This is a genomic window from Bacillus sp. G402 (assembly GCF_051172515.1).
GTDB classification, from domain to species: domain Bacteria; phylum Bacillota; class Bacilli; order Bacillales; family Bacillaceae; genus Bacillus; species Bacillus altitudinis.
The window spans coordinates 429,726-454,133 of the sequence record NZ_JBPIZC010000001.1 but is presented as its reverse complement, the minus strand read 5'-3'; the positions used below and the strand labels follow the sequence as shown (position 1 = coordinate 454,133).

Annotated in this window: 28 protein-coding genes; 1 reads left to right on the top strand and 27 read right to left on the bottom strand. The window is 41.5% G+C overall.

The annotated features are described in order from the left end of the window. Positions 1–11: 11 nt before the first annotated feature. The 25 genes from trpA to ACSBQP_RS02365 all read right to left on the bottom strand — a co-directional run bounded on the left by trpA (position 12) and on the right by ACSBQP_RS02365 (position 21,733). Positions 12–815 (bottom strand): tryptophan synthase subunit alpha, encoded by an 804-nt coding sequence (gene trpA / locus ACSBQP_RS02485; protein ID WP_017359752.1) that lies wholly within the window; start codon positions 813–815, stop codon positions 12–14. Further along, a complete protein-coding gene (gene trpB / locus ACSBQP_RS02480) occupies positions 812–2,011 on the bottom strand; it encodes a tryptophan synthase subunit beta (protein WP_007500937.1) in 1,200 nt (399 codons plus the stop codon). The genes trpA and trpB overlap by 4 nt, the downstream gene beginning before the upstream one ends. After that, positions 1,992–2,660: a phosphoribosylanthranilate isomerase gene (locus ACSBQP_RS02475; protein ID WP_017359753.1), complete on the bottom strand. Its 669-nt coding sequence runs from the start codon at positions 2,658–2,660 to the stop codon at positions 1,992–1,994. The genes trpB and ACSBQP_RS02475 overlap by 20 nt, the downstream gene beginning before the upstream one ends. After that, positions 2,657–3,409: an indole-3-glycerol phosphate synthase TrpC gene (gene trpC / locus ACSBQP_RS02470; RefSeq protein WP_435028158.1), complete on the bottom strand. Its 753-nt coding sequence runs from the start codon at positions 3,407–3,409 to the stop codon at positions 2,657–2,659. The genes ACSBQP_RS02475 and trpC overlap by 4 nt, the downstream gene beginning before the upstream one ends. Next, the gene (gene trpD / locus ACSBQP_RS02465) at positions 3,402–4,424 is read right to left on the bottom strand and encodes an anthranilate phosphoribosyltransferase (protein WP_017359755.1); all 1,023 of its coding nucleotides are present in this window, start codon (positions 4,422–4,424) and stop codon (positions 3,402–3,404) included. Before trpD ends, trpC begins: the two co-directional genes overlap by 8 nt. Further along, positions 4,396–5,943, bottom strand: a complete 1,548-nt coding sequence (gene trpE, locus ACSBQP_RS02460; RefSeq protein WP_046343849.1) for an anthranilate synthase component I — start codon at positions 5,941–5,943, stop codon at positions 4,396–4,398. The genes trpD and trpE overlap by 29 nt, the downstream gene beginning before the upstream one ends. Positions 5,944–6,175: 232 nt before the next feature. Then, positions 6,176–6,559 carry a chorismate mutase gene (aroH, locus tag ACSBQP_RS02455; RefSeq protein WP_008344549.1) on the bottom strand — a complete coding sequence of 128 codons (384 nt, stop codon included), beginning with the start codon at positions 6,557–6,559 and terminating at the stop codon, positions 6,176–6,178. Continuing rightward, complete coding sequence (gene aroB / locus ACSBQP_RS02450; RefSeq protein WP_007500945.1) at positions 6,556–7,647, bottom strand: 3-dehydroquinate synthase; 1,092 nt, start codon at positions 7,645–7,647, stop codon at positions 6,556–6,558. Before aroB ends, aroH begins: the two co-directional genes overlap by 4 nt. Further along, positions 7,647–8,819 carry a chorismate synthase gene (gene aroC / locus ACSBQP_RS02445; RefSeq protein WP_007500947.1) on the bottom strand — a complete coding sequence of 391 codons (1,173 nt, stop codon included), beginning with the start codon at positions 8,817–8,819 and terminating at the stop codon, positions 7,647–7,649. The genes aroB and aroC overlap by 1 nt, the downstream gene beginning before the upstream one ends. 76 nt (positions 8,820–8,895) lie before the next feature. Next, a complete protein-coding gene (locus tag ACSBQP_RS02440; RefSeq protein WP_008344547.1) occupies positions 8,896–9,672 on the bottom strand; it encodes a CheR family methyltransferase in 777 nt (258 codons plus the stop codon). Between the two features lie 144 nt (positions 9,673–9,816). Beyond that, the gene (gene ndk / locus ACSBQP_RS02435) at positions 9,817–10,263 is read right to left on the bottom strand and encodes a nucleoside-diphosphate kinase (protein ID WP_003216015.1); all 447 of its coding nucleotides are present in this window, start codon (positions 10,261–10,263) and stop codon (positions 9,817–9,819) included. A 129-nt stretch (positions 10,264–10,392) separates the two neighbouring features. Continuing rightward, a complete protein-coding gene (hepT, locus tag ACSBQP_RS02430; RefSeq protein ID WP_007500951.1) occupies positions 10,393–11,355 on the bottom strand; it encodes a heptaprenyl diphosphate synthase component II in 963 nt (320 codons plus the stop codon). A 24-nt stretch (positions 11,356–11,379) separates the two neighbouring features. Next, positions 11,380–12,084: a demethylmenaquinone methyltransferase gene (locus tag ACSBQP_RS02425; RefSeq protein ID WP_007500957.1), complete on the bottom strand. Its 705-nt coding sequence runs from the start codon at positions 12,082–12,084 to the stop codon at positions 11,380–11,382. 3 nt (positions 12,085–12,087) lie between these two features. Then, positions 12,088–12,855: a heptaprenyl diphosphate synthase component 1 gene (locus ACSBQP_RS02420; RefSeq protein WP_007500958.1), complete on the bottom strand. Its 768-nt coding sequence runs from the start codon at positions 12,853–12,855 to the stop codon at positions 12,088–12,090. Between the two features lie 115 nt (positions 12,856–12,970). Continuing rightward, the gene (gene mtrB, locus ACSBQP_RS02415; protein WP_008344541.1) at positions 12,971–13,201 is read right to left on the bottom strand and encodes a trp RNA-binding attenuation protein MtrB; all 231 of its coding nucleotides are present in this window, start codon (positions 13,199–13,201) and stop codon (positions 12,971–12,973) included. 23 nt (positions 13,202–13,224) lie between these two features. After that, positions 13,225–13,794: a GTP cyclohydrolase I FolE gene (gene folE, locus ACSBQP_RS02410; RefSeq protein ID WP_003215789.1), complete on the bottom strand. Its 570-nt coding sequence runs from the start codon at positions 13,792–13,794 to the stop codon at positions 13,225–13,227. Positions 13,795–13,984: 190 nt separating this feature from the next. Continuing rightward, positions 13,985–14,263: a non-specific DNA-binding protein Hbs gene (gene hbs / locus ACSBQP_RS02405; protein ID WP_003215863.1), complete on the bottom strand. Its 279-nt coding sequence runs from the start codon at positions 14,261–14,263 to the stop codon at positions 13,985–13,987. Between the two features lie 374 nt (positions 14,264–14,637). Then, on the bottom strand, positions 14,638–16,116 hold the full coding sequence (gene spoIVA, locus ACSBQP_RS02400) for a stage IV sporulation protein A (RefSeq protein ID WP_008344534.1): 1,479 nt from the start codon (positions 16,114–16,116) through the stop codon (positions 14,638–14,640). Positions 16,117–16,321: 205 nt separating this feature from the next. Then, positions 16,322–17,047 carry a hypothetical protein gene (locus ACSBQP_RS02395; protein WP_052320781.1) on the bottom strand — a complete coding sequence of 242 codons (726 nt, stop codon included), beginning with the start codon at positions 17,045–17,047 and terminating at the stop codon, positions 16,322–16,324. Between the two features lie 18 nt (positions 17,048–17,065). After that, the gene (locus ACSBQP_RS02390) at positions 17,066–17,269 is read right to left on the bottom strand and encodes a DUF2768 domain-containing protein (protein ID WP_017367508.1); all 204 of its coding nucleotides are present in this window, start codon (positions 17,267–17,269) and stop codon (positions 17,066–17,068) included. 266 nt (positions 17,270–17,535) lie between these two features. Then, positions 17,536–18,573 (bottom strand): NAD(P)H-dependent glycerol-3-phosphate dehydrogenase, encoded by a 1,038-nt coding sequence (locus ACSBQP_RS02385; RefSeq protein WP_058214020.1) that lies wholly within the window; start codon positions 18,571–18,573, stop codon positions 17,536–17,538. Positions 18,574–18,587: 14 nt separating this feature from the next. Further along, a complete protein-coding gene (der, locus tag ACSBQP_RS02380; protein WP_008344528.1) occupies positions 18,588–19,898 on the bottom strand; it encodes a ribosome biogenesis GTPase Der in 1,311 nt (436 codons plus the stop codon). Between the two features lie 159 nt (positions 19,899–20,057). Continuing rightward, positions 20,058–20,252: a capping complex subunit for YIEGIA gene (locus tag ACSBQP_RS02375; RefSeq protein WP_008344527.1), complete on the bottom strand. Its 195-nt coding sequence runs from the start codon at positions 20,250–20,252 to the stop codon at positions 20,058–20,060. Between the two features lie 6 nt (positions 20,253–20,258). Beyond that, on the bottom strand, positions 20,259–21,143 hold the full coding sequence (locus ACSBQP_RS02370) for a YIEGIA family protein (RefSeq protein WP_007500964.1): 885 nt from the start codon (positions 21,141–21,143) through the stop codon (positions 20,259–20,261). Next, positions 21,140–21,733 (bottom strand): YphA family membrane protein, encoded by a 594-nt coding sequence (locus ACSBQP_RS02365; protein ID WP_419715767.1) that lies wholly within the window; start codon positions 21,731–21,733, stop codon positions 21,140–21,142. The genes ACSBQP_RS02370 and ACSBQP_RS02365 overlap by 4 nt, the downstream gene beginning before the upstream one ends. 127 nt (positions 21,734–21,860) lie before the next feature. On the opposite strand from ACSBQP_RS02365, the gene ACSBQP_RS02360 reads away from it, so the two are divergent. Next, positions 21,861–21,992: a YpzI family protein gene (locus ACSBQP_RS02360; protein ID WP_008344525.1), complete on the top strand. Its 132-nt coding sequence runs from the start codon at positions 21,861–21,863 to the stop codon at positions 21,990–21,992. A 174-nt stretch (positions 21,993–22,166) separates the two neighbouring features. On the opposite strand, the gene fni is transcribed toward ACSBQP_RS02360, so the two are convergent. Together fni and rpsA are read right to left on the bottom strand one after the other, a co-directional pair. Further along, entirely contained in the window at positions 22,167–23,234 is a 1,068-nt protein-coding gene (gene fni, locus ACSBQP_RS02355; RefSeq protein WP_046527082.1) for a type 2 isopentenyl-diphosphate Delta-isomerase, read from the bottom strand. Between the two features lie 14 nt (positions 23,235–23,248). Next, a complete protein-coding gene (gene rpsA, locus ACSBQP_RS02350) occupies positions 23,249–24,400 on the bottom strand; it encodes a 30S ribosomal protein S1 (protein ID WP_008344519.1) in 1,152 nt (383 codons plus the stop codon). Positions 24,401–24,408 lie beyond the last annotated feature (8 nt).

The following is a 24,408-nucleotide window of genomic DNA, read 5'->3' as shown; positions in this document are numbered from 1 at the left end:
AATGTTTCACCTCATTTGAATGAATAGAGGGGACTAAATGTTTTTGCATATGTTTCAAATTCTCTTAAAGCCTCTTGGCGTGTATCACTTGCTACTAATTGTTCTTGAAGCTCTTCAATTTTTTTGACAAGCGCACTGCCGACAACGACACCATCACTCATTTTATTCATTGAGTCTACTTGTTCTCTTGTTGAAATACCAAAACCTACAGCAACTGGTATTTGACTCAACTGTTTCACTTGTTGAATAAAATCTGTAATCGATGCGTCGAAAGATTGTCTGACACCTGTGACGCCGAGAGATGAAACACAATACACAAAACCTTCTGCCTGCTCTACAATTTTTTCTAATCGTTCCTTGCTTGTTGGTGCAACGAGTGATATATATGAAATGTCGTGTGCTTGACAGTTCTTCTGTAGCTCGCTGCTCTCTTCAAAAGGCAAGTCGGGTGTTAAGAGTCCCGAAATATGATTTTTGCGCAGTAAAGCGAAAAAGTATTCTGTGTCTAATTGTAACACAGGATTATAATACGTAAATAGAATTACAGGAATTTTTACGCCGTTTTTTTTCATCTTTCCTGCTAATTCTATCGCTTTTACGATATTCATACCATGATGAAGTGCTCTTTTAGAAGCTCTTTGAATGACGGGGCCGTCCGCTAACGGATCGGAATACGGAACACCTAGTTCAATCGCATGTGCCCCTGCTGCTTGAAGCGCGAGGGCTAAATCAATGGTGATCTCTTCTGATGGATCACCCGCTGTAATAAATGGAATAAATAATTTCTGACCTTGCTCTAATTGAAATGTGATCATTTTGTTTCACCCTCACTTTCAAGCACATTCATTAATGTATGCACGTCCTTATCTCCTCTGCCTGACAAACAGACAAGAACAATGTCGTCTTCACTCATGTTCTGGCTCATTTCAAACGCTTTTGCTAAAGCATGTGCAGATTCGATCGCTGGCAGGATTCCTTCTTTTTCTGTGAGCAGCTTTAACGCATCTAGTGCTTCTTGATCTGTCGCACTCACATATTGAACCCGGCCGCTCGCATGCAAATACGCATGCTCTGGCCCAATCCCCGGATAGTCTAATCCAGCTGAAATCGAATAAGGCTCAATAATTTGACCAAATTCGTCTTGGATCAAGTATGTCAAAGATCCATGTATGACACCTTTTGTCCCTTTCGTGATGGTTGCTGCATGAAGCGGAGTGTCGATTCCTTTCCCAGCAGCTTCTACACCAATGATATCGACCTCTTCATCTAAGAACGCCCGGTACATTCCTATCGCATTGCTTCCGCCGCCAACACAGGCAACGACTTTATGAGGAAGCTGCCCTTCCTTTTCAAGTATCTGTGCTTTTGCCTCATCTCCGATCATCCGCTGAAATTCACTGACGATTTGAGGATACGGATGAGGTCCAACGACTGAGCCAATCATATAAAAGTGGTCACTGCAATGCTGGACCCAATAGCGGATGGCTTCATTGGTTGCATCCTTTAATGTTCCGTTCCCGCTAGTAACAGGTATGACTTCAGCGCCGAGTAGTTTCATTCGGAACACATTGAGTGATTGTCTTTCCACATCTTCTTTTCCCATAAATACAGTGCAGGATAAACCGAATTTTGCCGCCACTGTTGCAGCAGCTACACCGTGCTGACCTGCTCCTGTTTCGGCGATAATATTTGATTTCCCCATTTTTTTCGCTAGCAGTGCCTGCCCAAGCGCATTGTTAATTTTATGAGCGCCTGTATGGTTTAAATCTTCTCTTTTTAAATAGATTTTAGCACCGCCGAGATATGCCGATAATTGATCAGCATATGTGAGTGCGGTTGGTCTGCCTGAATAGTTTTTCAAAAGCGATATATATTCCTTTTGAAAAGCAGGGTCTTCTTTTAATTCACGAAAAGCTTGTTCGATCTCTTCTAGTGGCTGCATGAGCGTTTCAGGAACGAATTTCCCTCCAAATTCTCCATATCTGCCAATCTCATTTGGATATGCGTACATGGTTCAACATCCTTTCTTCGAGCGCTTTCATCTTTGTACTGCTTTTCTTCCCGTTTTCTTCTATACCGCTTGAAAGGTCTATGACGTCTGGACCAAAAGCAAGCAGATCTATTATGGTGTCTGGCGTGATCCCGCCAGCAATGGCGCAAGTTTTTCCCAGTTGTTTTGCATGCTGAACATATGAAGGCACCGCCTCCCATGCAAAAGCTGTTCCAGAACCGCCTCTCATTCCTTTTACTTTCGCATCAATGAGAAAACCGTCGACACTTGGAGCGAATGCCGTCATATGTTCAAGTGTGTCGTTTACATCGGGCTCGTGATGGAACACTTTCCAAACGAGCGCCTTCGTATGCTGTTTAATGTCATTTGCAACTTCTGGCGTCTCATCGCCATGAAGCTGCACAATATCTAAGGGGAGGTTGTTTGTGATCTCGCACACTTTTGGTGTTTTTTCATTCACAAATACCCCCACTATCTCTTTTTTGCATTTTACTTGTGACAGCCAGTGTTTCACTTGATCTGGATCAACTCGTCTTTTACTCGGCGCAAAAATAAAACCGATGGCATCCGCTTGAGATTGCGAGATGCATGCGACATCCTCTTGTGAGACAGCACCGCAATATTTTAAGTAAGGCTTAATTTTCTTCATTCTCCGAACAATGCCTGAACGGCTTTCTCCTGTGATCGTTCCCTCATTAAAGATTCACCAACAAGAACGGCGTTTGCTCCGTGCTGTTTCACAAAGGTCAGATCATCAAATGTCTTTATGCCACTTTCACTTACTAGTAATACGTCTTTTGGAACAAGTGGCGCGATCTCTTTTGTTTGTTCAACAGTTGTTGTAAACGTATTGAGATTCCGGTTGTTCACACCGATGATCTCAGGAGTGAATAGGTGTAAAATCTTTTCTAGTGTATGTGCTGCATGTACTTCAACGAGGACATCCATTCCTTTTTCTTTCGCTTCTGTATAGAGCTCATACAGCTTTTGCGGCTCAAGCACCTCTCCAATTAATAAAATGGCATCTGCCCCTATCCGTTTCGATTCTTCTACTTGTATAGAGTCAATAATGAAATCTTTTCTTAAAATAGGACGTGTGATGTGTTCTTTAATAAGAGACAAATATTCGTTTTTCCCTTGGAAAAACGGTTCATCCGTTAAGACAGATAAACAATCTGCATTTGATGCTTCGTATGCTTTTGCTGTCTGTAAAGGATCAAAATGAGGCTGAATGATGCCTTTGGAAGGAGACGCTTTTTTCACCTCAGCAATCAGTCCGATCGAGCGGTGAGGATTCATAAGGGCTTCTTTAAATGATTGTCTTTCATAATGTCCTTCCTCAGGTAATTGCAAGGTTTGCACATGTTCTTTTTTACGGGCGATAATTTCATTAAGCATAGATCTCTTCCTCTTTCGTTTTTTGTTTTAGACGGGCTAATTGTTCTTTAGCTGATCCGTTTTTGATCGTTTCTAATGCTTTCATTGTTCCTGCCATCAGACTCTCTGCTTTTCCTGCCACATATAATGCGGCCCCAGCATTAAGCGCTGTAATATGAAGCGGCGCTCCACCTGCTTGATAATTCAATATATTCTGAATCAATTTGGCGCTTTCTTCTGGTGATTGGACCTGAATGTCTGATAAATGCCCTTTTTCAAGTCCGAAGTCTTCTGGGTTTAACGTATATTCTGTCATGACACCTTTTTTGAGTTCAATGATGTATGAATTTGCTGTAATGGTTAATTCATCCAGCCCATCATCTCCGCAAACAAACAGGACATGTTCTGGCTCTAAAGGAGCAAGAGCTTTCGCCATGAGCTTTGCCTTTTCCTTTGCATACACACCGATGATTTGCTTTTTGGCCTGCATCGGGTGGCAAAGCGGTCCTAATAAGTTAAATACCGTCCGAAATCCGAGCTGCTTGCGTACAGCGGCTACTTGTTTCATAGAAGAATGATAGAGCGGTGCAAATAAAAAGCCCATGTTTTTCTGCTGTATTTGTCGTCTTGTTTCTTCAGGTGTGGATTGAATTTGAATACCAAGACATTCTAGCACGTCAGCACTCCCGCTTTTAGAGGAAACGGAACGATTTCCGTGCTTGGCGATTTTCGCCCCAGCAGCCGAAGCAACGATGGCGGCGGCTGTTGATATATTAAATGTTGATAAACCATCGCCTCCTGTACCGCACGTATCAACGACATCAAGTGACCTTTCTACTGGTGCTGCATGCTGCCTCATGGCTTTCACGAAGCCTGTCATTTCTTCGGCTGTTTCTCCTCGATGCGCTAAAATAGATAGACTAGCAGCGACTTCAGCATCTGTTAACGAGCCGCTCATCATATCATGCATCAGGCCATTCGCTTCTTTTTCTGATAGTTTTCCTCCATTAACAAGAGCTGATAGTCGTTGATTCATTTGGCACACTCTCCTTTTCTGAGAAAATATGTTCAGCAAGCTGAATGGCTTTTAGAAGTGCTCCTGCCTTATTACATGTCTCTTCCCATTCGTTTTCTGGAACGGAATCAGCGACAATGCCGGCACCTGCTTGTATAGAAGCAGTCTGATGTTTGACGCTCATTGTGCGTATGGTAATACAGGAATCGATATTGCCGTCGAAACCAATATAGGCAATACAGCCGCCATACGTCTCTCTTGGCTCAGGCTCCATTTCGTTTAATAATTGCATCGCCCTAATTTTTGGGGCGCCTGTCAATGTGCCTGCTGGAAAAGCGGACATAAGCGCGTCTACTGGATGTGTATCCTGCTTCAGCTTCCCTGTCACAATAGAAATAATGTGCATGACGTGCGAAAAGTTCACGACTTTTGTAAAAGTTGGGACAGACACACTGCCGTATTCTGCTACACGCCCCACATCATTTCGAGCCAGATCCACTAGCATGTAATGTTCTGCTTTTTCTTTTTCATCATCGAGCAACTCTCTTGCTAGTGCATCATCTTCTTCTTTTGTCATTCCTCGTTTTCTTGTACCAGCAATTGGATGGATTTCTAAGTGACCGTTTTTCGCATGGATTAATCGTTCTGGCGAGCTTCCCACTAAGTCTCGATCTTTTAATTTCATAAAATACATATACGGTGATGGATTGACGATCCGAAGCACACGATATAATTCAAATGAGCTCACTGTCACTGGAATGTCAAAACGCTGAGAAAGTACACCCTGGAAGATATCACCCGCTCGAATATACTCCTTGATTTTTTCGACATCCTTTAAAAATTTTGCTTTTTCATAGGTAGACGTCACCTGTTCAAACGAAGGGGATTCATTCATATTCCCTGAGATAATCAATTCTTTCATATCAATTTTTGTATGAAGCTGCTGTACCATCAGTTCAAGCTGCTTTTGATTTTCTCGATAAACCAGAATTTTTTCTTCGTCTGTTTCATGACCGTTCAGCTGCGTGTACTGAATAAAATGAACTTGGTTTGTTTCATGATCAAATGCGATCATTGTTTGGCAAACAAATAATGTGCAATTATCTGTTGTTGATGCATTCGGATGCGGCTTGACAGACGGCTCAATGTTGGGAATGAGGTCGTAACTTAAGTACCCTACGGCTCCGCCAGTAAATGGGATATCAATTTCAGGTGTCTTGATTTGATATTGCTCTTTCATCCAGTCAAGCAACTCTTTCAGCTCCGCTTTTTGCATCACTGACTTTCCTGCAGCGTCACGAGCAATATAATGGTCTTGCTCGTCATGTAATGTTAAAAAAGGATGTAATCCGATAAAGGAATATCTCGACCAGCTAGAAGATTCGTCTTTGCTTTCTAGCAAATACACAATATCCTGTTTCAGTTTCTCAACAATTTGAATGGGTGAGAGCGTATCAACTGTAATGGTTTCAACAATCGGGATGGTTTTGTAAAACTGACTGTCTCTTAAAAATTGGGTAAGGTTTGATTGGGATTTCATAAGCACACTCCTTAAATGGAATTAAGGAGAATGAGGGGACATCTTGAGGATTTGTTTGAGTATACGAAATAAGCCTAAAAGAGGCTTCGCTCTTTTAGGCAGTATGATTAAATAGAAGTATCGTATCTCTGCTCAACTCTACTCATCTCAACTACCCTAGTCTCATTCTCATCTTCTCTAAGCTTGCAATGCCGTTCACACCTGTGTGTAAACTTCGGCTGTTCATATCGTATTATAATTCCTTGTTTTTTGTCAACTGTAAATCAGGCCGAAGCGTGACAGCCTCTTCCAAGTATACATGCTGGATGTCTTCCTGCTTGACATCTGTCTGAACGGTCATTAAAACGCGAATACACTTCTTTAGACCTCCATCAATGTCAAGCTCTTGCATACAAGTGACAGGCACATAGGTCCATCCTTCAAACTGCCTGAGTGCTTTTGCTGGAAAAACAGAGTGAATATCTTGTGTAGCTGAAATCAAGATCTGCACGACACGCTCTGGATCTACTTGGTTTTTTGAAATGATCGCTTCTAGCAGCTGCTTCGTTTTGGTTAACACTTCTGTTTCTGTATCTTCTGTCACAGTTGTAGCCCCGCGTATCCCGCGAAACATCATAGACAGCCCTCCTCCCGTTTCCATTCTTCGAGCCAGTGATACAGCTCATCTTTTGTGAAAGATTGCAGGGTGACGTCTCCAACTTGTTTTAGCAAAACAAACTGAACACTCCCGCCTCTTGCCTTCTTATCACCAATCATGCGATCGACAAATGTTTTGGTTGAAATCGTTTGTGTGACTTGTACTGGGAACCCTAGTTCTTTCATCCACACTTTAAGTTTCTCGCGATCTAGACTGAGTCCTTGCTCTTTTTCACTGACATATAAAGCAAACTGCATGCCAATTGCAATGGCATCTCCATGCGTGATCGCACCGTATCCATACTCCGCTTCAATGGCATGCCCTAGTGTATGACCTAAATTCAAGTATGCCCGCACACCTTGTTCTTTTTCATCTTCTTGAACAATGGATGCTTTCACTTGAATCCCTTGATAAAGCATATGTGCCAGTTCATCCTTTGATAATTCTGTCAACGAACGAATGGACATCAGTTCTGATAAAAAGACTTCACTTGAAATCAGTGCATGTTTTATCACTTCTGCAAAGCCTGATCTCAGCTCTATTGGTGAGAGTGTCTCTAGCATACTTGTATCATAAATGACAGCAGCCGGTTGATGAAACGCACCAATTAAATTTTTGCCGAGCGGATGATTGATTCCGGTTTTTCCGCCGACTGCACTATCATGTGCAAGCAGCGTGGTTGGTACTTGAATAAAATCAATGCCTCTCATATAAGTGGCAGCAGCAAAGCCAGCCAAGTCTCCAATCACCCCGCCTCCTAATGCAATGATGCATGAGGAGCGGTCGAGTTGAAATTGGATGGCTTTCGTATGAATCTGCTCAAACTGTGCAAAAGATTTTGATTGTTCTCCGTTTGGCACCACTACTTTTTGTACAGACCATTTCTGTTTCAGTAATTGAACCATTTCATCTCCATAAAGGGCATCGACGGCTGAATCTGTCACGATAAAGAGCTTCGTGTAGGATCGCCCAGTGGAAGTAATCAAGTCTACGATATTTTGTCTAATCCCATCACCGATATATACAGGATAAGTGGCTGAAGACGTCTTCACTTCCAGTGTTTTCATTAAAACTCCCTCTGAAGCTGGCGCATTTTGTCCACATTTTCTTTAATGCGGTCAATTTGATCAAGACCAAACTGCTCAACCACTGCATTGGCGATTTCCCATGCAACGACTGCTTCTGCCACAACACTTGCGGCTGGAACAGCACAGCTGTCAGAACGTTCAATACTTGCAGAGAAAGGTTCTTTTGTTTCAATATCCACGCTTTGCAATGGTTTGTATAAGGTTGGGATTGGTTTCATAACCCCTCTTACGACGATTGGCATGCCAGTTGACATTCCGCCTTCAAGACCACCTAAGCGGTTTGTTTTTCTCGTATAGCCTTTTTCTTCATCCCAGATGATTTCATCATGAACTTCACTGCCATTTTTAGAAGCTGCCTCAAAGCCAATACCGAATTCAACACCTTTAAAAGCGTTGATACTCAGTACTGCGCCTGCAAGCTTGCTATCCAGTTTGCGGTCATAGTGCACATAGCTGCCGACTCCAACTGGCATCCCTTCAACGATGACTTCGACAATACCACCAATTGAATCGCCGTTTTTCTTCGCTTCGTCAATGGCATCCATCATTTTTTGACCAGCTTCACTGTCATAGCAGCGAACAGGTGATTCTTCTGTTACTTTTTGCAAATCTTCAATAGATTCATAAGCGGTATGGGAAGCTTTTACTCCACCAATTTCAAGGACGTGACCAGCCACTTTGATTCCAAGGTGAGCCAAAATTTGTTTCGCTACTGCACCTGCTGCTACACGAACCGTTGTCTCGCGTGCTGATGAGCGCTCTAATACGTTTCTCATATCACGGTGACCATATTTAATCGCACCATTTAAATCCGCATGCCCTGGTCTTGGACGAGAGATTTGACGCTTCATTTCACTCTCTTCTTCTTCAGTAATCGGCTCTGCACCCATGACCTTTGTCCAGTGCTTCCAATCATTATTTTCAACAACAAGTGCAATAGGAGAACCTAATGTTTTCCCGTGGCGAACACCACTTAACACTTTCGCTTGATCTTTTTCAATTTGCATTCTTCTTCCGCGGCCATGACCTTTTTGTCTTCTAGCCAGTTCATAATTGATGTCATCCTGCTCTATGTAAAGTCCCGCTGGAACTCCTTCAATAATTGTGGTCAGTTGTGGACCATGTGATTCACCTGCTGTTAAGTACCTCATGACTTATTCTCCCTTCATCGCATTAACGCTTTTAAGTAAAACTATAATAACACACTTCCTACTAAAAAGTCAGCTACTACCCCTTCTTTTGATAAAAGAAAGTATCAGCAGAGGTTAATCCAAACTTTTCTGGGTGAAAAATTTGTTCTGTAGAACCAACAAATAATACGCCGTTTTGCTTTAAACTGCTGCTCATTTTTAAGTAAATTTCTTCTTTCGCCTCTTCTGTAAAGTAGATGAGGACATTTCGGCACACGATGAGATCCAGCTGTTTTTCATATGGATCTGCTAAAAGGTTGTGTTTCTTAAATTGAATGTGCTTTCGAATCTCATCCTTCACCGTGTAAAATGAAGAATCTTCTTTGGTGAAATATTTTTGCTTGATTTGATCTGGCACCTCTTGCAAAGATCGTTCATGATATCTTCCTTTTTGCGCAGATTGCAGGACTTTATCATCAATATCCGTTGCAATAATTTGGAAGTCCTTCACAAGCGGATGGCTTGATAGCAGCATTGAGAGTGTATATGGCTCTTCTCCAGTAGAGCAAGCTGCACTCCATATTTTTAGGGTGCCACTGTTTTTTGAAAGCAACGGCAGGATTTTTTGATCAAGTACTTCCCAGCGCTGATAGTTTCGGTAAAATTCTGACACATTGATCGTCATTCGATCCATCGTTTCATCTAATAGCGCTTTGTCCTTTTCAAGAGCAGACGCAAATGCCTCAAAATCTTTATATCCTTTTTTATCATAAAGGGATGTTAATCTTCGTTTCATTTGTGCTTCTTTATATAAGTTCAGATCTACCCCAGTTAGTTTTTTCCATTTCCCAACAAATACTTGATACTGATCCATCAATGTCCTCTCCTGTCTCATCTATCTTTGTCCTAGTATAGCTGTTTTTATCATAAATTTGTATCATCTCATGCGAAAATTCGTATAGAAATCTCAATATAAAAAAGCCAAAGTGATCATTTGATGAACACTTTGGCTTGAACATTAATAAATCCAGCTTGAGATCGTTTGATCCCAGTTTGTCAGTTCTTCTTGTTTAAAGAAAAGGTTGATTTCTCTTTCGGCACTTTCTGGTGAGTCTGAGCCATGGATAATGTTTTTGCCAACAGTTAATCCATAGTCGCCTCTTATTGTTCCCGGAAGCGCTTCCTTCGGATTTGTCTTTCCAATTATCTGCCTTGTTACGTCTACGACTTGTTCACCTTGCCATACCATCGCAAATACAGGTCCTGACGTAATAAAGTCAACCAATTCACCGAAAAATGGTTTTTCTTTATGCTCTCCGTAATGTGTTTCTGCTACTTCTTTTGGAATGCTCATGAGCTTTGCTCCAACAAGCTGAAGCCCCTTTTTTTCGAATCTTGACACAATTTCACCGATTAATTGTCTTTCCACACCATCAGGTTTGACCATAAGAAATGTTTTGTCCATATACGTTTTCCACCCCGTCGTTATGTATGTATAGGCTTACATTGTTACAAAGTGATCGTATCATTTTTTTTTATAATAATCAATTTTTGACAAAAAATTTCACAAAAAAACCAATCAACGAAACGTTGATCAGAATTTTCGTTTACCAATATATTTTGCAATCGACGCTAATGAAGATTTAGCCCGCCCACGCGGAAGTTGATCGAGCTGTTCAAATGCTTTTTTCAAGTACATTTCACTCACTCGAATGGAACGGTCGATCGCATCTGTTTGTTTGAGATGTTCAATCACAGGTTTCAGCTGCTTTTCCGTCGTTTCACTATTGATCAGCTTCAACTGACCTTCTAACGTCGGGTTCTGAAGCGCATATAAAACAGGAAGAGTGACATTTCCTTGTAAAAGGTCCCCACCAACAGGCTTGCCTAATTCTTCTTCAGTTGATGTAAAATCAAGGACATCATCAATGATTTGGTACGACATACCAACATAGTACCCAAACCAGTAAAGGGCTTTATGTGTTTTTTCATCTGTTCCAGCTGCAATCGCACCTAATTGGCAGCTGCCTGCAATAAGCAAGGCTGTTTTTCGCTTAATTCTTCTTAAATATGTACGAAGGTTTTGGTCCATGTTGTATTTATCTTTGACTTGTTCTATTTCCCCAAGACAGAGCTCGACGACCATTTTTGACAAAATTTCATGTGCCATTGGGTGATTGATTTTCGTCATGTACTCGAGTGACCTTGCAAATAAGTAATCCCCCGTGTACATCGCAATTCTGTTGTCCCATTTTGCTTTAATCGTCGGTTTTCCTCTTCTCAGTTCTGCATCATCAATGACATCGTCATGGACAAGTGATGCCATATGAATTAATTCAAGCGCTACGGCTACATATTTAATTTTATTAATATCATAGTCACCAAACATGCCTGAAAGGAGAACAAAAACGGGGCGGATTCGTTTTCCGCCCGCTTGCAGCAAATGAAGACCGGCTTCACTTAATAATGCATAATCAGAGCGAACGGTTTGTTCAAGCTCTTTTTCAATTATATCGATATCATGATTTAGAAAAGAAATCATTGCTTTTAGTTTCATTATTTTCACCCAAATATCGTTTATTCAAAGCTTCTTTCCGATATGTGTTGCTGCTACACCGCCTGTAAATGGATGATACGAGACATCAGATAGACCGGCCTCTTCAAAAAGAGACGCCAGTTCTTTCATGCCAGGGAACGTTTTGGCTGATTCTTGAAGCCATGAATACTCCTGATAGCTTTTGGCAAACAGTTTGCCAAAGAGCGGCATGATGTATTTGAAATAGACATAATACCCTTGTTTAAACCCAATCATCTCAGGCTGTGATGTTTCAAGGCAGACAACCATTCCACCGGGTTTTACCACTCGTGTCATTTCCTTTAGCACTGTTAAATAATCAGGGACATTTCGAAGGCCAAAACCGATTGTGACATAATCAAATGAGTTGTCCTCAAAAGGAAGCTCCATTGCATTGCCGTGGAGCAGCTCAATTTGATTGTAGCCGCCTGTTTTCACCTTCGTTTCGCCAACACTCAGCATATTTTTACTGAAGTCAAGACCTTTGACCTCGCCTGTTTCTCCAACAGCGTCTGCAAGCGCAATCGTCCAATCGGCAGTTCCGCAGCATACATCTAGTGCTTTGGCTCCTTTTTGAACATTCATGAGCTTCATTGTTTTATCGCGCCATTTTTTATGCTGTTTAAAGCTAATGACAGAGTTCATTTGGTCATAGTTTTTATAAATTTTTTCAAATACACCGTGTACTCGCTGTTCTTTTGATTGCTGCATGACTTACCCTTCTTCCACTTTCTGATGGTACGCAGGTTCATTTTTCATATGATCCAAGCGATTTAATAGCTCTTTTTGAACGATCGGAGATGAAACTAGATGCTCCTTGATTGATCGTTTGGCCTTTTCATAGCCTTCATTCTCAAAGTTGTCAAAACATGTATAGGCGTCCGTATAGCTATCGTTCAAAAAAAGTTTTAAATGTTTGTCGTCTTCTGCTTGTTTCATAAAACGTTTATAAACAAGGAAGCGACTTGCAATTTCATTCCAATGCGTCAATTGAAAGTGCTCAGAAATTCTTTGGAATAGCGCAGATTCCACTGTAGCAACACTTTTATAAAAGTGGGCTGCATCTTGAATGGATCGATCATATAGTCTAATTTTATGTTCATTAATCTCTTTGATCGCCGTGGCGAGAGTGCGGATCATGTAAATATCTTTCATGTCAGAGAGAAGAGAGTAATAGAGACCGCTGAAATAGTCTCCTGCTAGGATGGTCAACTGACGATTTTTGAACTCGTCTTGTTTGATGGCTGCAGCAGTTGTGACTTCGTCATGGGTATCAAGGGCAATTTGCACAAGCATCGCCGTTAAAATATAATTTTCTTTTTTCTCAGCATCGATTTGAGCTTCATCAAACATTGCATGAAAAAGAAGGAGCTTATCTTCATCGATGAGCGGCGCACGCAAATGCTTCGCCAAATAAGGATGAGAAAGCTTTTTGTTTAATTTTATATTCAGATTAGATAAAATTCCGTAGATGTCTTGCAAAGATATCACCCTTGTCCCAAAAATTACAGTTTCATATGTAGCTCTCTACATTGTATAGAGATTTATTATACCATATCAGGCCTGACTTTCATGCTATCAAGTGCATAGTCGTGCGTTATTTCTTTGCTTCGCTTTGAATTTCACCGAAGCTTGTTTGAATGACAGCATCGCCCCGCACTTTGATGGCTGATGTGTGCTCAGTAAATTGTGCGATAATGACTTCACCTTTATCGAGCTTTTCGGAATGGTGAAATCTTGTATCGGAACCTCTAGTTAAGCCGATCACATTGACACCATTATCAATGGCTTTAATCACCACAAAATCAGATGCTTTATTTTCACTCAATCTGTTCACCTTCCATCTATGGATTAGTCGTTTTTAATAAATGAAAGCACTTCTGCTCTTGCTGCCGCATCATTTGCAAATGTACCGCGTACGGCTGAAGTGACTGTTTTAGCGCCGGGCTTCTTCACTCCGCGCATCGTCATACACATATGCTCTGCTTCAACGACAATCATCACACCATGTGGATTTAAGGTTTCTACCATACTGTCTGCAATCGTTGATGTAATGCGTTCCTGAAGCTGCGGGCGCTTTGCCACGGCCTCTACTGCTCTTGCCAGCTTGCTGAGTCCCGTTACTTTTCCGCCGCGCGGAATATAAGCGACATGGGCTTTGCCATAGAATGGCACAAGGTGGTGTTCACACATTGAATGAAAAGCAATATCTTTGACAAGAACGAGTTCTTCATGATCTTCACCAAAAATGGTTTTAAAATGTTCTTTTGGATCTTCATTTAATCCCGAGAACACTTCTTCATACATTTTTGCTACTCGTTTTGGGGTATCAAGAAGTCCTTCACGATCTGGATCTTCTCCGATTGCTTTTAATATATCGCGTACCGCGTGTTCGATTAATTCTTTATTTATTTCACTCATGTATTATATCCTCCAAAGGCGATTACATTTCATTCAGATTCTAGCACACTTCAGATCCTAAAAGCAAAGGAGAGCGTTCTAAACAAACCATTTGATTCAAAAGGAAAAGCCCCTTATCAAAGGGGCTTTTCTAGACCAGTGTGAAACTGTATATGTATAACTCCTTCAATAGGATCATTACACATAACGATTATTTACCTGCCACCGCGTCTTTAAGTGCTTTACCTGGTTTGAAAGCAGGTACTTTGCTTGCAGGGATTTCGATCTCTGCACCAGTTTGTGGGTTACGTCCTTTACGAGCTGAACGCTCACGTACTTCAAAGTTACCAAAACCAATAAGTTGGATTTTGTCACCATTTTTAAGTGCATCTAAAATTGTATCAAAAACAGAATCAACTGCTTTTGTCGCGTCTTTTTTAGATAACTCGCTTGCTTCAGCAACCGCGTTAATAAGTTCTGTCTTGTTCATGCCTTTCACCTCCTCCCAAAAATATGCATTCAATAGATTGTTATCATTTCTTCACAATTCATCTTCTTTCTATACACTTTTTTTGAAAAAAAGAGCGTCTAGAAAGCGTCATACATGGCTTTTCATTAGAAAACTTCTCTTTGAAGGAATGTTTGTCCAACAAAGTGAAGATTTTCTGTAAGTAGATTAACACATATGAAATACCATATCAAGCATTTTAAAGGGAAGAATCCTTATTCGTCAAGGATTAAGGGCACTTTTGCGAACGAATATTCCTAATTTCAGCCTGAATCTGACTAATCTTTATACAATTGTCTTTTTATGACTTCACCCGCACGCAAAAAAAGACCCCCATCAATGAGAGGTCTCACATCCTATAGAATAATCGCGATCAGACCGCCTGATCCTTCGTTAATAATTCGTTCAAGCGTTTCCTTTAGTTTATACCTTGCATTTTCCGGCATTAGCGAGAGTTTTGCTTGAATGCCTTCTCTGACAAGCGAGCTGAGTGAGCGTCCAAATATATCGGAATTCCAGATAGAAAGCGGATCATCTTCAAAGTCTTGCATTAAGTATCGGACGAGCTCTTCACTTTGTTTTTCTGTTCCGATAATCGGCGCAAACTCACTTTCTACATCTACCTTAATCATATGAATAGATGGCGCGACTGCTTTTAATCTGACGCCGAATCTTGATCCTTGCCTAATGATTTCCGGCTCATCTAAACTCATATCTGACAAAGCTGGTGCCGCAATTCCGTAACCAGTCTGCTTCACCATTTTCAAAGCGTCAGACACTTGATCATACTCCGTTTTCGCATGTGCAAAATCTTGCATGAGCTCAAGAAGGTGATCTTTGCCCCTAATTTCCACACCAACCACTTCTTTTAGGATATGATCATATAGATCATCCGGCGCATACAGATCAATTTCTGCGATCCCCTGACCCATTTCAATGCCTGCTAAGCCCGCTCTTTCGATAAAATCGAATTCACTGAACTGACCTACCACTCGGTCAACATCTCTTAATCTCTTAATATCCTTGACGGTTTCTTTCACTGAATCCTGATAACTCTCTCTTAGCCAATGATCTTCTTTTAGTACCATGACCCAGCTTGGCAGGTTCACATTCACCTCAAGCACTGGAAATTCATATAATGCTTCACGAAGTACACTGAGAACGTCTTGTTCTCTCATACTTTCGACACTCATCGCGAGTACAGGAATATCATATTTTTGACTAAGTTCCTGCCGCAGTGCTTCTGTTTCAGGGTGATAAGGTCTCACAGAGTTGATCACCATAATAAACGGCTTTCCAACTTCTTTGAGTTCGTCAATGACACGTTCTTCTGATTCAATATAGTCATGTCTTGGGATTTCCCCAATTGATCCATCTGTTGTAATCACAACACCAATCGTTGAATGCTCTTGAATGACCTTGCGTGTACCAATTTCCGCTGCTTCATGAAACGGGATTGGCTCTTCATACCACGGCGTATTAATCATTCTCGGACCATTTTCATCTTCATAGCCGCGTGCACCAGGCACGGTGTAGCCTACACAATCGACAAGCCTAATGTTGACATCCAGGCCGTCGCTCACGTGAATGGATGCCGCTTGATTTGGCACAAATTTTGGCTCTGTGGTCATAATGGTTTTTCCTGCTGCGCTTTGCGGCAATTCATCCTGTGCTCTTGCACGGTCTGCCTCATTATTGATATTCGGGAGCACCACGAGCTCCATAAACTTTTTAATAAACGTAGATTTCCCTGTACGAACAGCTCCAACGACTCCTAAATATATATCGCCTCCTGTTCGTTCAGCGATATCCTTGAAAATATCGACTTTTTCCAAGTGATCCCCTCCCGGACTTGCTATCCTCGTTTTCAAATAAAATACTCTATACTTCAATCAAACGGTGCTTGAAAGGTGTCAGGACAATATATGTGTATGACGTTGTCCTATTTGAATATGACACCTTTTTTGTTTTGAGAGTATGTTTAGCCATAAAAAAACCTTTCTCCTCATTTATATGCAGAGGAGAAAGGTTCATTCTTGTTTATAACGTCTTTTTTTCTAAAAAAGCCGGCTCACCTTTTTTGTTGATCGTATATGGAACAGAAAACGCTGGTACAAACGGGGTTTCCTGCCAATAGACATCTTGAATATTTTCACCTGGTTTCAGCTTTTGTTTCGTATTTTTCAAAATCTGGGCAAAATCACTGCGATAGTCAACATAGATTTCGCCATTTGAGGAAATCAGTAATGGAAGTGATTCACCCGTAACAGGGCTCGTCACTGTAGGCGGTGCTTTTAACCCTAGTTTTTTTTCATTTAACGTATATAAATCTTTGGATACTACTTTGCCATATGGCGGATATGTATGTTCATCTTGATATATTTTGATCCTTAGACGTAATTCACTGATCGTTTGTGTCATTTTGACATCAAGCAGTTTCACCGTTGGATTTTGTTCGACGTCTGTGAGGACATAGATATATTCGCCCCCGCCTTCAAAAGATGTCGACGGTACATCGTGTAAATATCTTGGTGACAGACGCTTAAAGTCAATGACATACTTCTGATAAATCGGTGTGTCGCCTTCTTTTGTTTCAATGGGCAAAAGGCCATTTGTCGCTTTTTGAAAATCTTCAATCGCTGTCTGCACACTTTGCAGCTGCTCTTTATATGGCACGCGGTTTTCAGCTTTGCGATTCTCTGGATAGAGGCACCCCGTAAGTAAAATAAGTGTTAACAGCATGACACTGATTTTTGCTTTGATCATCACATTCTTCCTTTTTCTTTATTCATTGACCGGCCCGCTAAATACAACTAAAAACACAATGACACCTGATATGAGCATTAAGCTGTACGCGACAGTTGAGGCTGTTATTTTCAGAAACCGGCTCTTCAGCTTAAATCTACTCAGATAAATGGTTACAACGGCTAAAAACATGAGCCCCATTGAACCAAGCGCAAACCACATCTTGATTAAAGCAAAACTCATCGTGCCTGTCCCCCTTTAATACAAACGAATTGTAAGCGTTTATATTTCATTCTAAACCAAAATTAAGTAAAATATCAATCATTTTTCCAATCATTCAGAAAAAAGTGCATAAAAAAACTGAAGCAAAGAGGGGGACTCTGCTTCAGTCATTAGGTCGACTATTTTTCCTCATTCTGTAGAGGCAAAGCTCTATTCAAACTTCATTGTTATGTTATGCAAGTCTGCCCCTTCTTGCATCCTCTACACGCCTAAGTTCAGTCTTCCAATTACTTTGTTTGGTTTTCGAACATGTTCACAAGGTCTTCCATCTCATGTGTTTTCACACGTGCCATTAAGGATTCTACAGCATCGTCTACCTTTTTCCCTTCAAATAGGACGCCGTAAAGAGCCTCTGTAATCGGCATGCTGACCTTGTATTCTTTGGAGAGCTGATAAGCGCCTTTTGTTGTGCGGACGCCTTCGACAACCATCCCCATTTTTTCAAGCACTTCTTCGAGCTTATATCCTTTACCGAGTAAATTCCCGCAGCGCCAGTTACGTGAATGAACACTTGTACATGTGACAATCAAATCTCCAACACCTGTTAACCCGGCAAACGTAAGAGGGTTTCCTCCCATTTTTGTGCCGAGGCGGGCGATTTCAGCAAGACCCCTTGTGATGAGCGCTGCTTTCGCATTATCGCCATATCCGAGTCCGTCTGTGATCCCTGCCGCAAGAGCGATGATGTTTTTCAGCGCCCCGCCAATTTCCACCCCAATCACATCAGGGTTTGTGTACACTCTGAAGTTGTTGTTCATAAACAAATCTTGAACAAATTGAGCCGCTTCAATATGTTCTGATGAAACTGTAACAGTTGTCGGATGACGCAAGCCAACTTCTTCAGCGTGACTTGGTCCTGACAGGACAACCACTGCTTCCCTTTTCGCTTCTGGGACTTCTTGTTCAATCATTTGAGAAATTCTAAGAAGCGTATCTGGTTCAATTCCTTTACTGACATGAACAAATGGCACCTTTGACGTAATGAACTCATTGGCCTGTTTCAATACTTCTCGAATAGCCTTTGTTGGCACAGCGACAATAATCGCATCTGTCCCTTCTAGTGACTGTTTCATATCTGTTGTCGCTTGAATAGACGCTGGCAATGCAACATTAGGCAAGTAATCATGATTTTCATGTTTCTCATTGATTTGATCAATTAATTCTTGTCTATGTCCCCACATGTGTACATCATGATGATTATCAGCTAATACAAGCGCAAGAGCTGTTCCCCAGCTCCCTGCTCCAAGTACTGAAATTTTCTTCATCCTGCTCACCCTTTTTATTTTCTCGCTCTCGCAAATATTTTAATTGGTGTTCCTTCAAAACCAAATGCATCTCGAATTCGGTTTTCTAGGAAACGCTCATAAGAAAAGTGCATAAGTTCTGGATCATTTACAAACACAACAAAGGACGGCGGTTTGATCGCCACTTGTGTTGCATAGTAAATTTTCAGACGCTGTCCGTTATGGGTCGGCGTTGGGTTCATTGCTACGGCATCCATGATAATATCGTTTAGAATGTTCGTTTGAACGCGCATCGCATGATTTTCACTAGCGGTAATGATTGTTGGCATTAACGTGTGAATTCTCTTTTTCGTAAGAGCAGACATGAATAAGACAGGTGCATAATCAAGGAATTGAAAATGCTCGCGAATATTTTGCTCAAATTCCTTCATTGTACGCTCGTCTTTTTCAACAGCATCCCACTTGTTCACAATGATCACAACGGCTTTACCCGCTTCGTGTGCGTAGCCGGCAATACGTTTATCCTGTTCAATAATGCCTTCTTCACCATCAAGAACTACAGCGACAACATCCGATCGATCAATGGCTTTTAACGCTCGAAGTACACTGTATTTCTCTGTTGTTTCATATACTTTCCCTTTTTTTCTCATACCTGCTGTGTCGACAATGACAAAGTCACGTTGGTTGTACGTAAACATTGTATCTACAGCATCTCTTGTTGTACCAGCGATGTTGCTGACAATGACACGTTCTTCACCGAGCATCGCATTCACCAAAGAGGATTTCCCTACATTTGGGCGGCCGATTAAGCAGAACTGTACCACTTCTTCATCATACTGTGTATCTGGTAAGTTTTTGAAATGCTCTGCGACAGCATCAAGCAGATCACCTAGACCGAGTCCGTGCGTTCCAGAAATCGGATACGGTTCACCAAATCCAAGTGCATAAAAGTCATACACGTCGCTTCTCATTTCAGGGTTGTCCAATTTATTGACAGCAAGTACGACAGGTTTTTTCGTGCGATATAAAATTTTTGCGACTTCTTCATCCGCAGATGTGACGCCATCTCTTCCATTGACCATAAAGATAATAACATCCGCTTCATCCATTGCGATTTCAGCCTGATGGCGAATTTGCGCCAAAAACGGCTCATCTCCAATATCAATTCCACCAGTATCTATTAAATTAAAGTCATAATTTAACCATTCAGCAGAGCTATAGATTCGATCTCTTGTTACACCAGGTGTGTCTTCTACAATCGATATTCTTTCGCCTGCGATTCGATTAAAAATTGTAGATTTTCCAACGTTGGGCCTTCCAACAATGGCTACGACAGGTTTACCCATAGTACCCTTCCTTTCAATCCAGCCGCGATTCAATATGTTCATCATCATGTTTCAACCGGGATTTATAATTTTCATTCAGTTTTATGAAATAAACCCTTCAAACATGAAGGGTTCAACTTATATATTATATCAATTTTTAATCAGACCACAATGAATAACTTAAAAATGTTTGACAATCAAATAAAGATCTTCTCCAATGCCGTGTGCAATTCCATCTAAAATGGCCTCTAAATTCATGGCATACATGTCGAGCTCTTCTTTATTTTCACAGAAAAAAACGGCTGTTCCGCCAATGACCCGCTCTTTATTTGTTGTCGCCACAGCCAATATAAATTGTTCAATGGTGTTCGCCATGCCCTATTACCTCACTTTCTTTTTAATGAAATCTGTCGGCATTCTAATGGCATTTTCTAAAATAGGCACCTCTTCTAATACACGGACAGCCAAATCTTCACGCTGCCATTGCGGTAAAATGAATACGCCAAGTGTGCCGTTATTCAGATCACGTTTTGCGAGCGGACAAAGCGATGGTTCACCAGAATCTCGGTATACACCAAGCACGTTGGATAAATCAAATAAGATGGCTTGTCGCTGCCCAAGGTTTGCGATGGTTGTGGCCGAGTTAAAATTCTTTGGAGTCAAGATGAACCCCATTCCATGCTCTAAAATCAATTTTTGCTTTTCAGGCAGCCCGATATTCATAATGTAAATATCATTTACGTAAAGTCCTGCGCCGTCAAAGCGAAGTTCCCCTTTTTGAATATTCACGATATCCTTTAATTGGCTCCCTGACATTAATAGTTTTGCCATGAAAAAACAAAGAATACCGACCACTGTCCCCACGACGAGCGAGAAGAAAATACAGGCGGTCGTTGTAATAAGGGCAGTAAGAATGGCAATATAATTTCGACTTTCAAAGGCAATCGCAATGCCTTCGATATATGTACTGCCTCGTGAGACAAGCTCATACGAATCCATTTGGGTCAATGTATTTCTTTCCATATTACGCACATCACGAAATTGCGTGGCTGCAAGCGTCAGAAAGGTAATAGCAGTGAATTCTTCCTGGATCAGTGCAGGCATAATAATAGCACCAAGCCCTGATGCGATAAAACCAAGCGCAATGTGAATCACTTGTCCATGAATATATGTGGGATATTGCCGATAATCAGTTCTTAGCATATAAAGCCTAGCCGCCATCCCAAAGATGACACCAATAATCACAGGAAACGTGTAATCCGTCATGTTGATTTTGCAGCCCCTTTTACTGGTTTTCTAGATGAACGGGTGTTCAAGAGTTTTTCAAGCTGACCTACACCTAATAGAAAGACAGCTCCTTGAACAGCCATGGAAAGAAACGAGAGATCTCCTATGACAATGGAAGATGTGAGGCGATGAATCGTAAGCGCATAAAGGGCTTCCCCCAGACATATAGCCATCATCCATAAAGTGATCCGTTCCGTTAACTGATGCCCATATGTTAAACACATCAAGATCAGCAAGGCAAATACAACCCAGTCCACCTTTATTATCGTGAACCAAACTGGATCATATAATGCAAAAATCATAAAAAAGGCATACGCACTGACCATGGAACCTAATTGCATGATTCGCATGATTCGATGAGCAGGGCGAAAGATCACGAATGACATGCAAGCATATAAAAAGGTCATCAAAAATCCTGCATTGATCCTCATGTCTAAAATAGAAACCATGACATGACTGCATATAATATGAATGAGAACACATACGCCCAGCACATTGCGCCACGTGCTTTTCTCCATGATAAATGTCACCATAATCCAAACGAACCATATTGACCAATAATAGTACAATGCCTCCAACCCTCATCACCTCAATTACATTATGGGAAAATCTCCAGTTTTTAAACGTATGAGAAGGTGCGGGATTTGCATGAAATAAACAAGAGGTGACACCCTAATAGTTGAGGAGGGATGTATAATGGGTAAGGATAGACAGGAAAAACGCCTAAAGGCGTCAAGAAGAGTTGAATCTGACCGCGATCAATCCATTCATCACAAAGGGGCAACAACTTTAGAAGGCCCGGAAGACGCTCGCAAAAGAAATCAATAAAAAAAGACATGTGATTACCACATGTCTCAGCGTGCAGACAAACCCTCGCATTCAGTGTCAGTCCTGCGCATTGCTGCTCACGAATGTCAAATTCGCTCCGCAAAAAGCAGCTGTCTTTCATAGACAAAAAAGTTTTCTTTCACGCTGAAAAGAAGACAAAGGGCTACATTTCATTTAGTCCTTTGTCTTCTTATTTCTTAAACTATAGTACGTAGTATCCACGCCTCTTTCTTTCAGCCAATGACTTGTTTCCCCTGTAAGCACAATCGGAGCTTGCCTTAGCTCCTCCATTGTTTTCATGCCAAGTACTGTCATCAACATCTTCACATCATCTTGTAGATCAATGATATCAGAGATGAGGCCCTTTTCTCCTCCACTCGTCAGGGATTTTAAGAAAAAGCCGGCTAATCCAACGGCAGACGCACCAAGAGCAATTGATTTTGTCACATCAAGTGCATCTTGAATGCCTCCAGAAGCTAGGACGGTTTGATCTGGAAAGGCTGTATGTACTTCAGCCAGACTCGCTGCAGTTGGAATTCCCCACTGGTCAAAATAGCGAAGTGCTTTTTGACGGCGCAGGTTCTCGATTTTAGAAAAATTCGTTCCCCCAAATCCACCTACATCAACAGCAGCAACTCCAGCATCAAATAATTTCTTTGCTGTTTCCTTACTCATCCCAAATCCAACTTCTTTGACGACAACAGGCACCTCAATTGATTCAGCAATGGCTGAGATCCGCTCAACAGCACCTCTGAAATCACGATCTCCTTCAGGCATGACGATCTCTTGAATCACGTTTAAGTGAATTTGGAGCATGTTTGCCCCCAGCATGTCAACGGCATCCCGTGCTTGCTGAATAGTCGCCTCACTGCCCAAATTGGCAAAAACGAGTCCATCTGGATTCACCTTTCGAACCACTTCATACGTACGACGTTCGTCTGCATCTTTCAGTGCAGCCATTTGTGAACCGACTGCTACTGGAATATTGGTTTCCTTCGCTGCGATAGATAAAGAGCGATTAATCTCATAGGTCGATTCTCCGCCTCCACCAGTCATTGCATTGATAAAAATTGGCGAACCGAAAGTCAGTCCGCCAATTGTCGTATGAGTATCAATTTGTGATGTCGCAAGATCTGGTAAACTGGCGTGAACGAAGGAAACATCTTGTAAACCTGTTGCTGCATGCTGGCCAGTCGACAAAGCATGCTCAATATGCTGTTTCTTTCTTTCTGCTCGCGTCAATTTTGATCACCAAATTATTTTAGTTTATTGAGTTTATCACCAATCAGGTCACCAAGCTGGAATCCGCTTGTATTTTCTTCTTTCGCCTGATATTGACGGTAATCCTCTTCGATTTGTTTTTCAGGATTCTCTTCTAATTCACGAATGCTAAGTGAAATGCGCTCTTCATCTTCATTGACATCAAGCACTTTCACTTTCACAGTCTGCCCTTCTTCAAGGACTTCTTGAGGAGTACCGATATGCTTGTGTGAAATTTGGGAAATATGCACAAGTCCTTCTACACCTGGCAGAATTTCAACAAATGCTCCAAAGCTCACAAGACGTTGAACGGTTCCTTCAAGAACATCACCTTGTTTTACCTTTTCACCAATTTGGCTCCAAGGTCCTGGTAATGTTTCTTTAATAGATAGTGAGATACGTTCGTTATCGCGGTCAACAGCAAGAACTTTGACTTTCACTTCCTGTCCTTCTTCAACAACGTCAGATGGCTTTTCGACATGCGCATGGGATAGTTGAGAAATGTGAACTAATCCATCAATGCCGCCAATGTCAACAAATGCACCAAAGTCAGTCAGGCGCTGCACTTTTCCATCAATCACACTGCCTACTGCAAGCTTTTGCAGGAAGTCTTGCTTCTTATCTAATTGTTCTTGCTCAACGACTGCACGATGCGATAAAATCACGCGGTTTTTTTCGCGGTCAAGCTCTACCACAACAAGCGAGAGTGTTTTCCCTTTGTAGTCAGTGAAGTCTTCTACATAGTGTGCCTCAACAAGAGACGCAGGAATAAATCCACGAACACCAATGTCGACCACTAGACCACCTTTGACAACGTCTTTTACTTCTGCTTCAAATACTTCTTTTGTTTCAAACTTTTTCTCTAGGTCTTCCCAAGCGCGGTCTGCATCAACAGCACGTTTCGATAAAATCAAAGCATCGTCTTCGACCTTTGTTACTTTAAGCTCTAACTCGTCGCCATCTTTCACGACATCTGATGCTTTTTCAACGTGAAGACTTGATAATTCACTGATTGGGATGATCCCAGGTTGTTTCACATTGACGATATCTACATTGACATGCTTGTCCTCAACTTTAGAAACAATCCCTTTCACTACATCTCCAACCTCTGGTACCTGAACATCGATTTGATTCATTTCCTCTGTCATTTCGATAA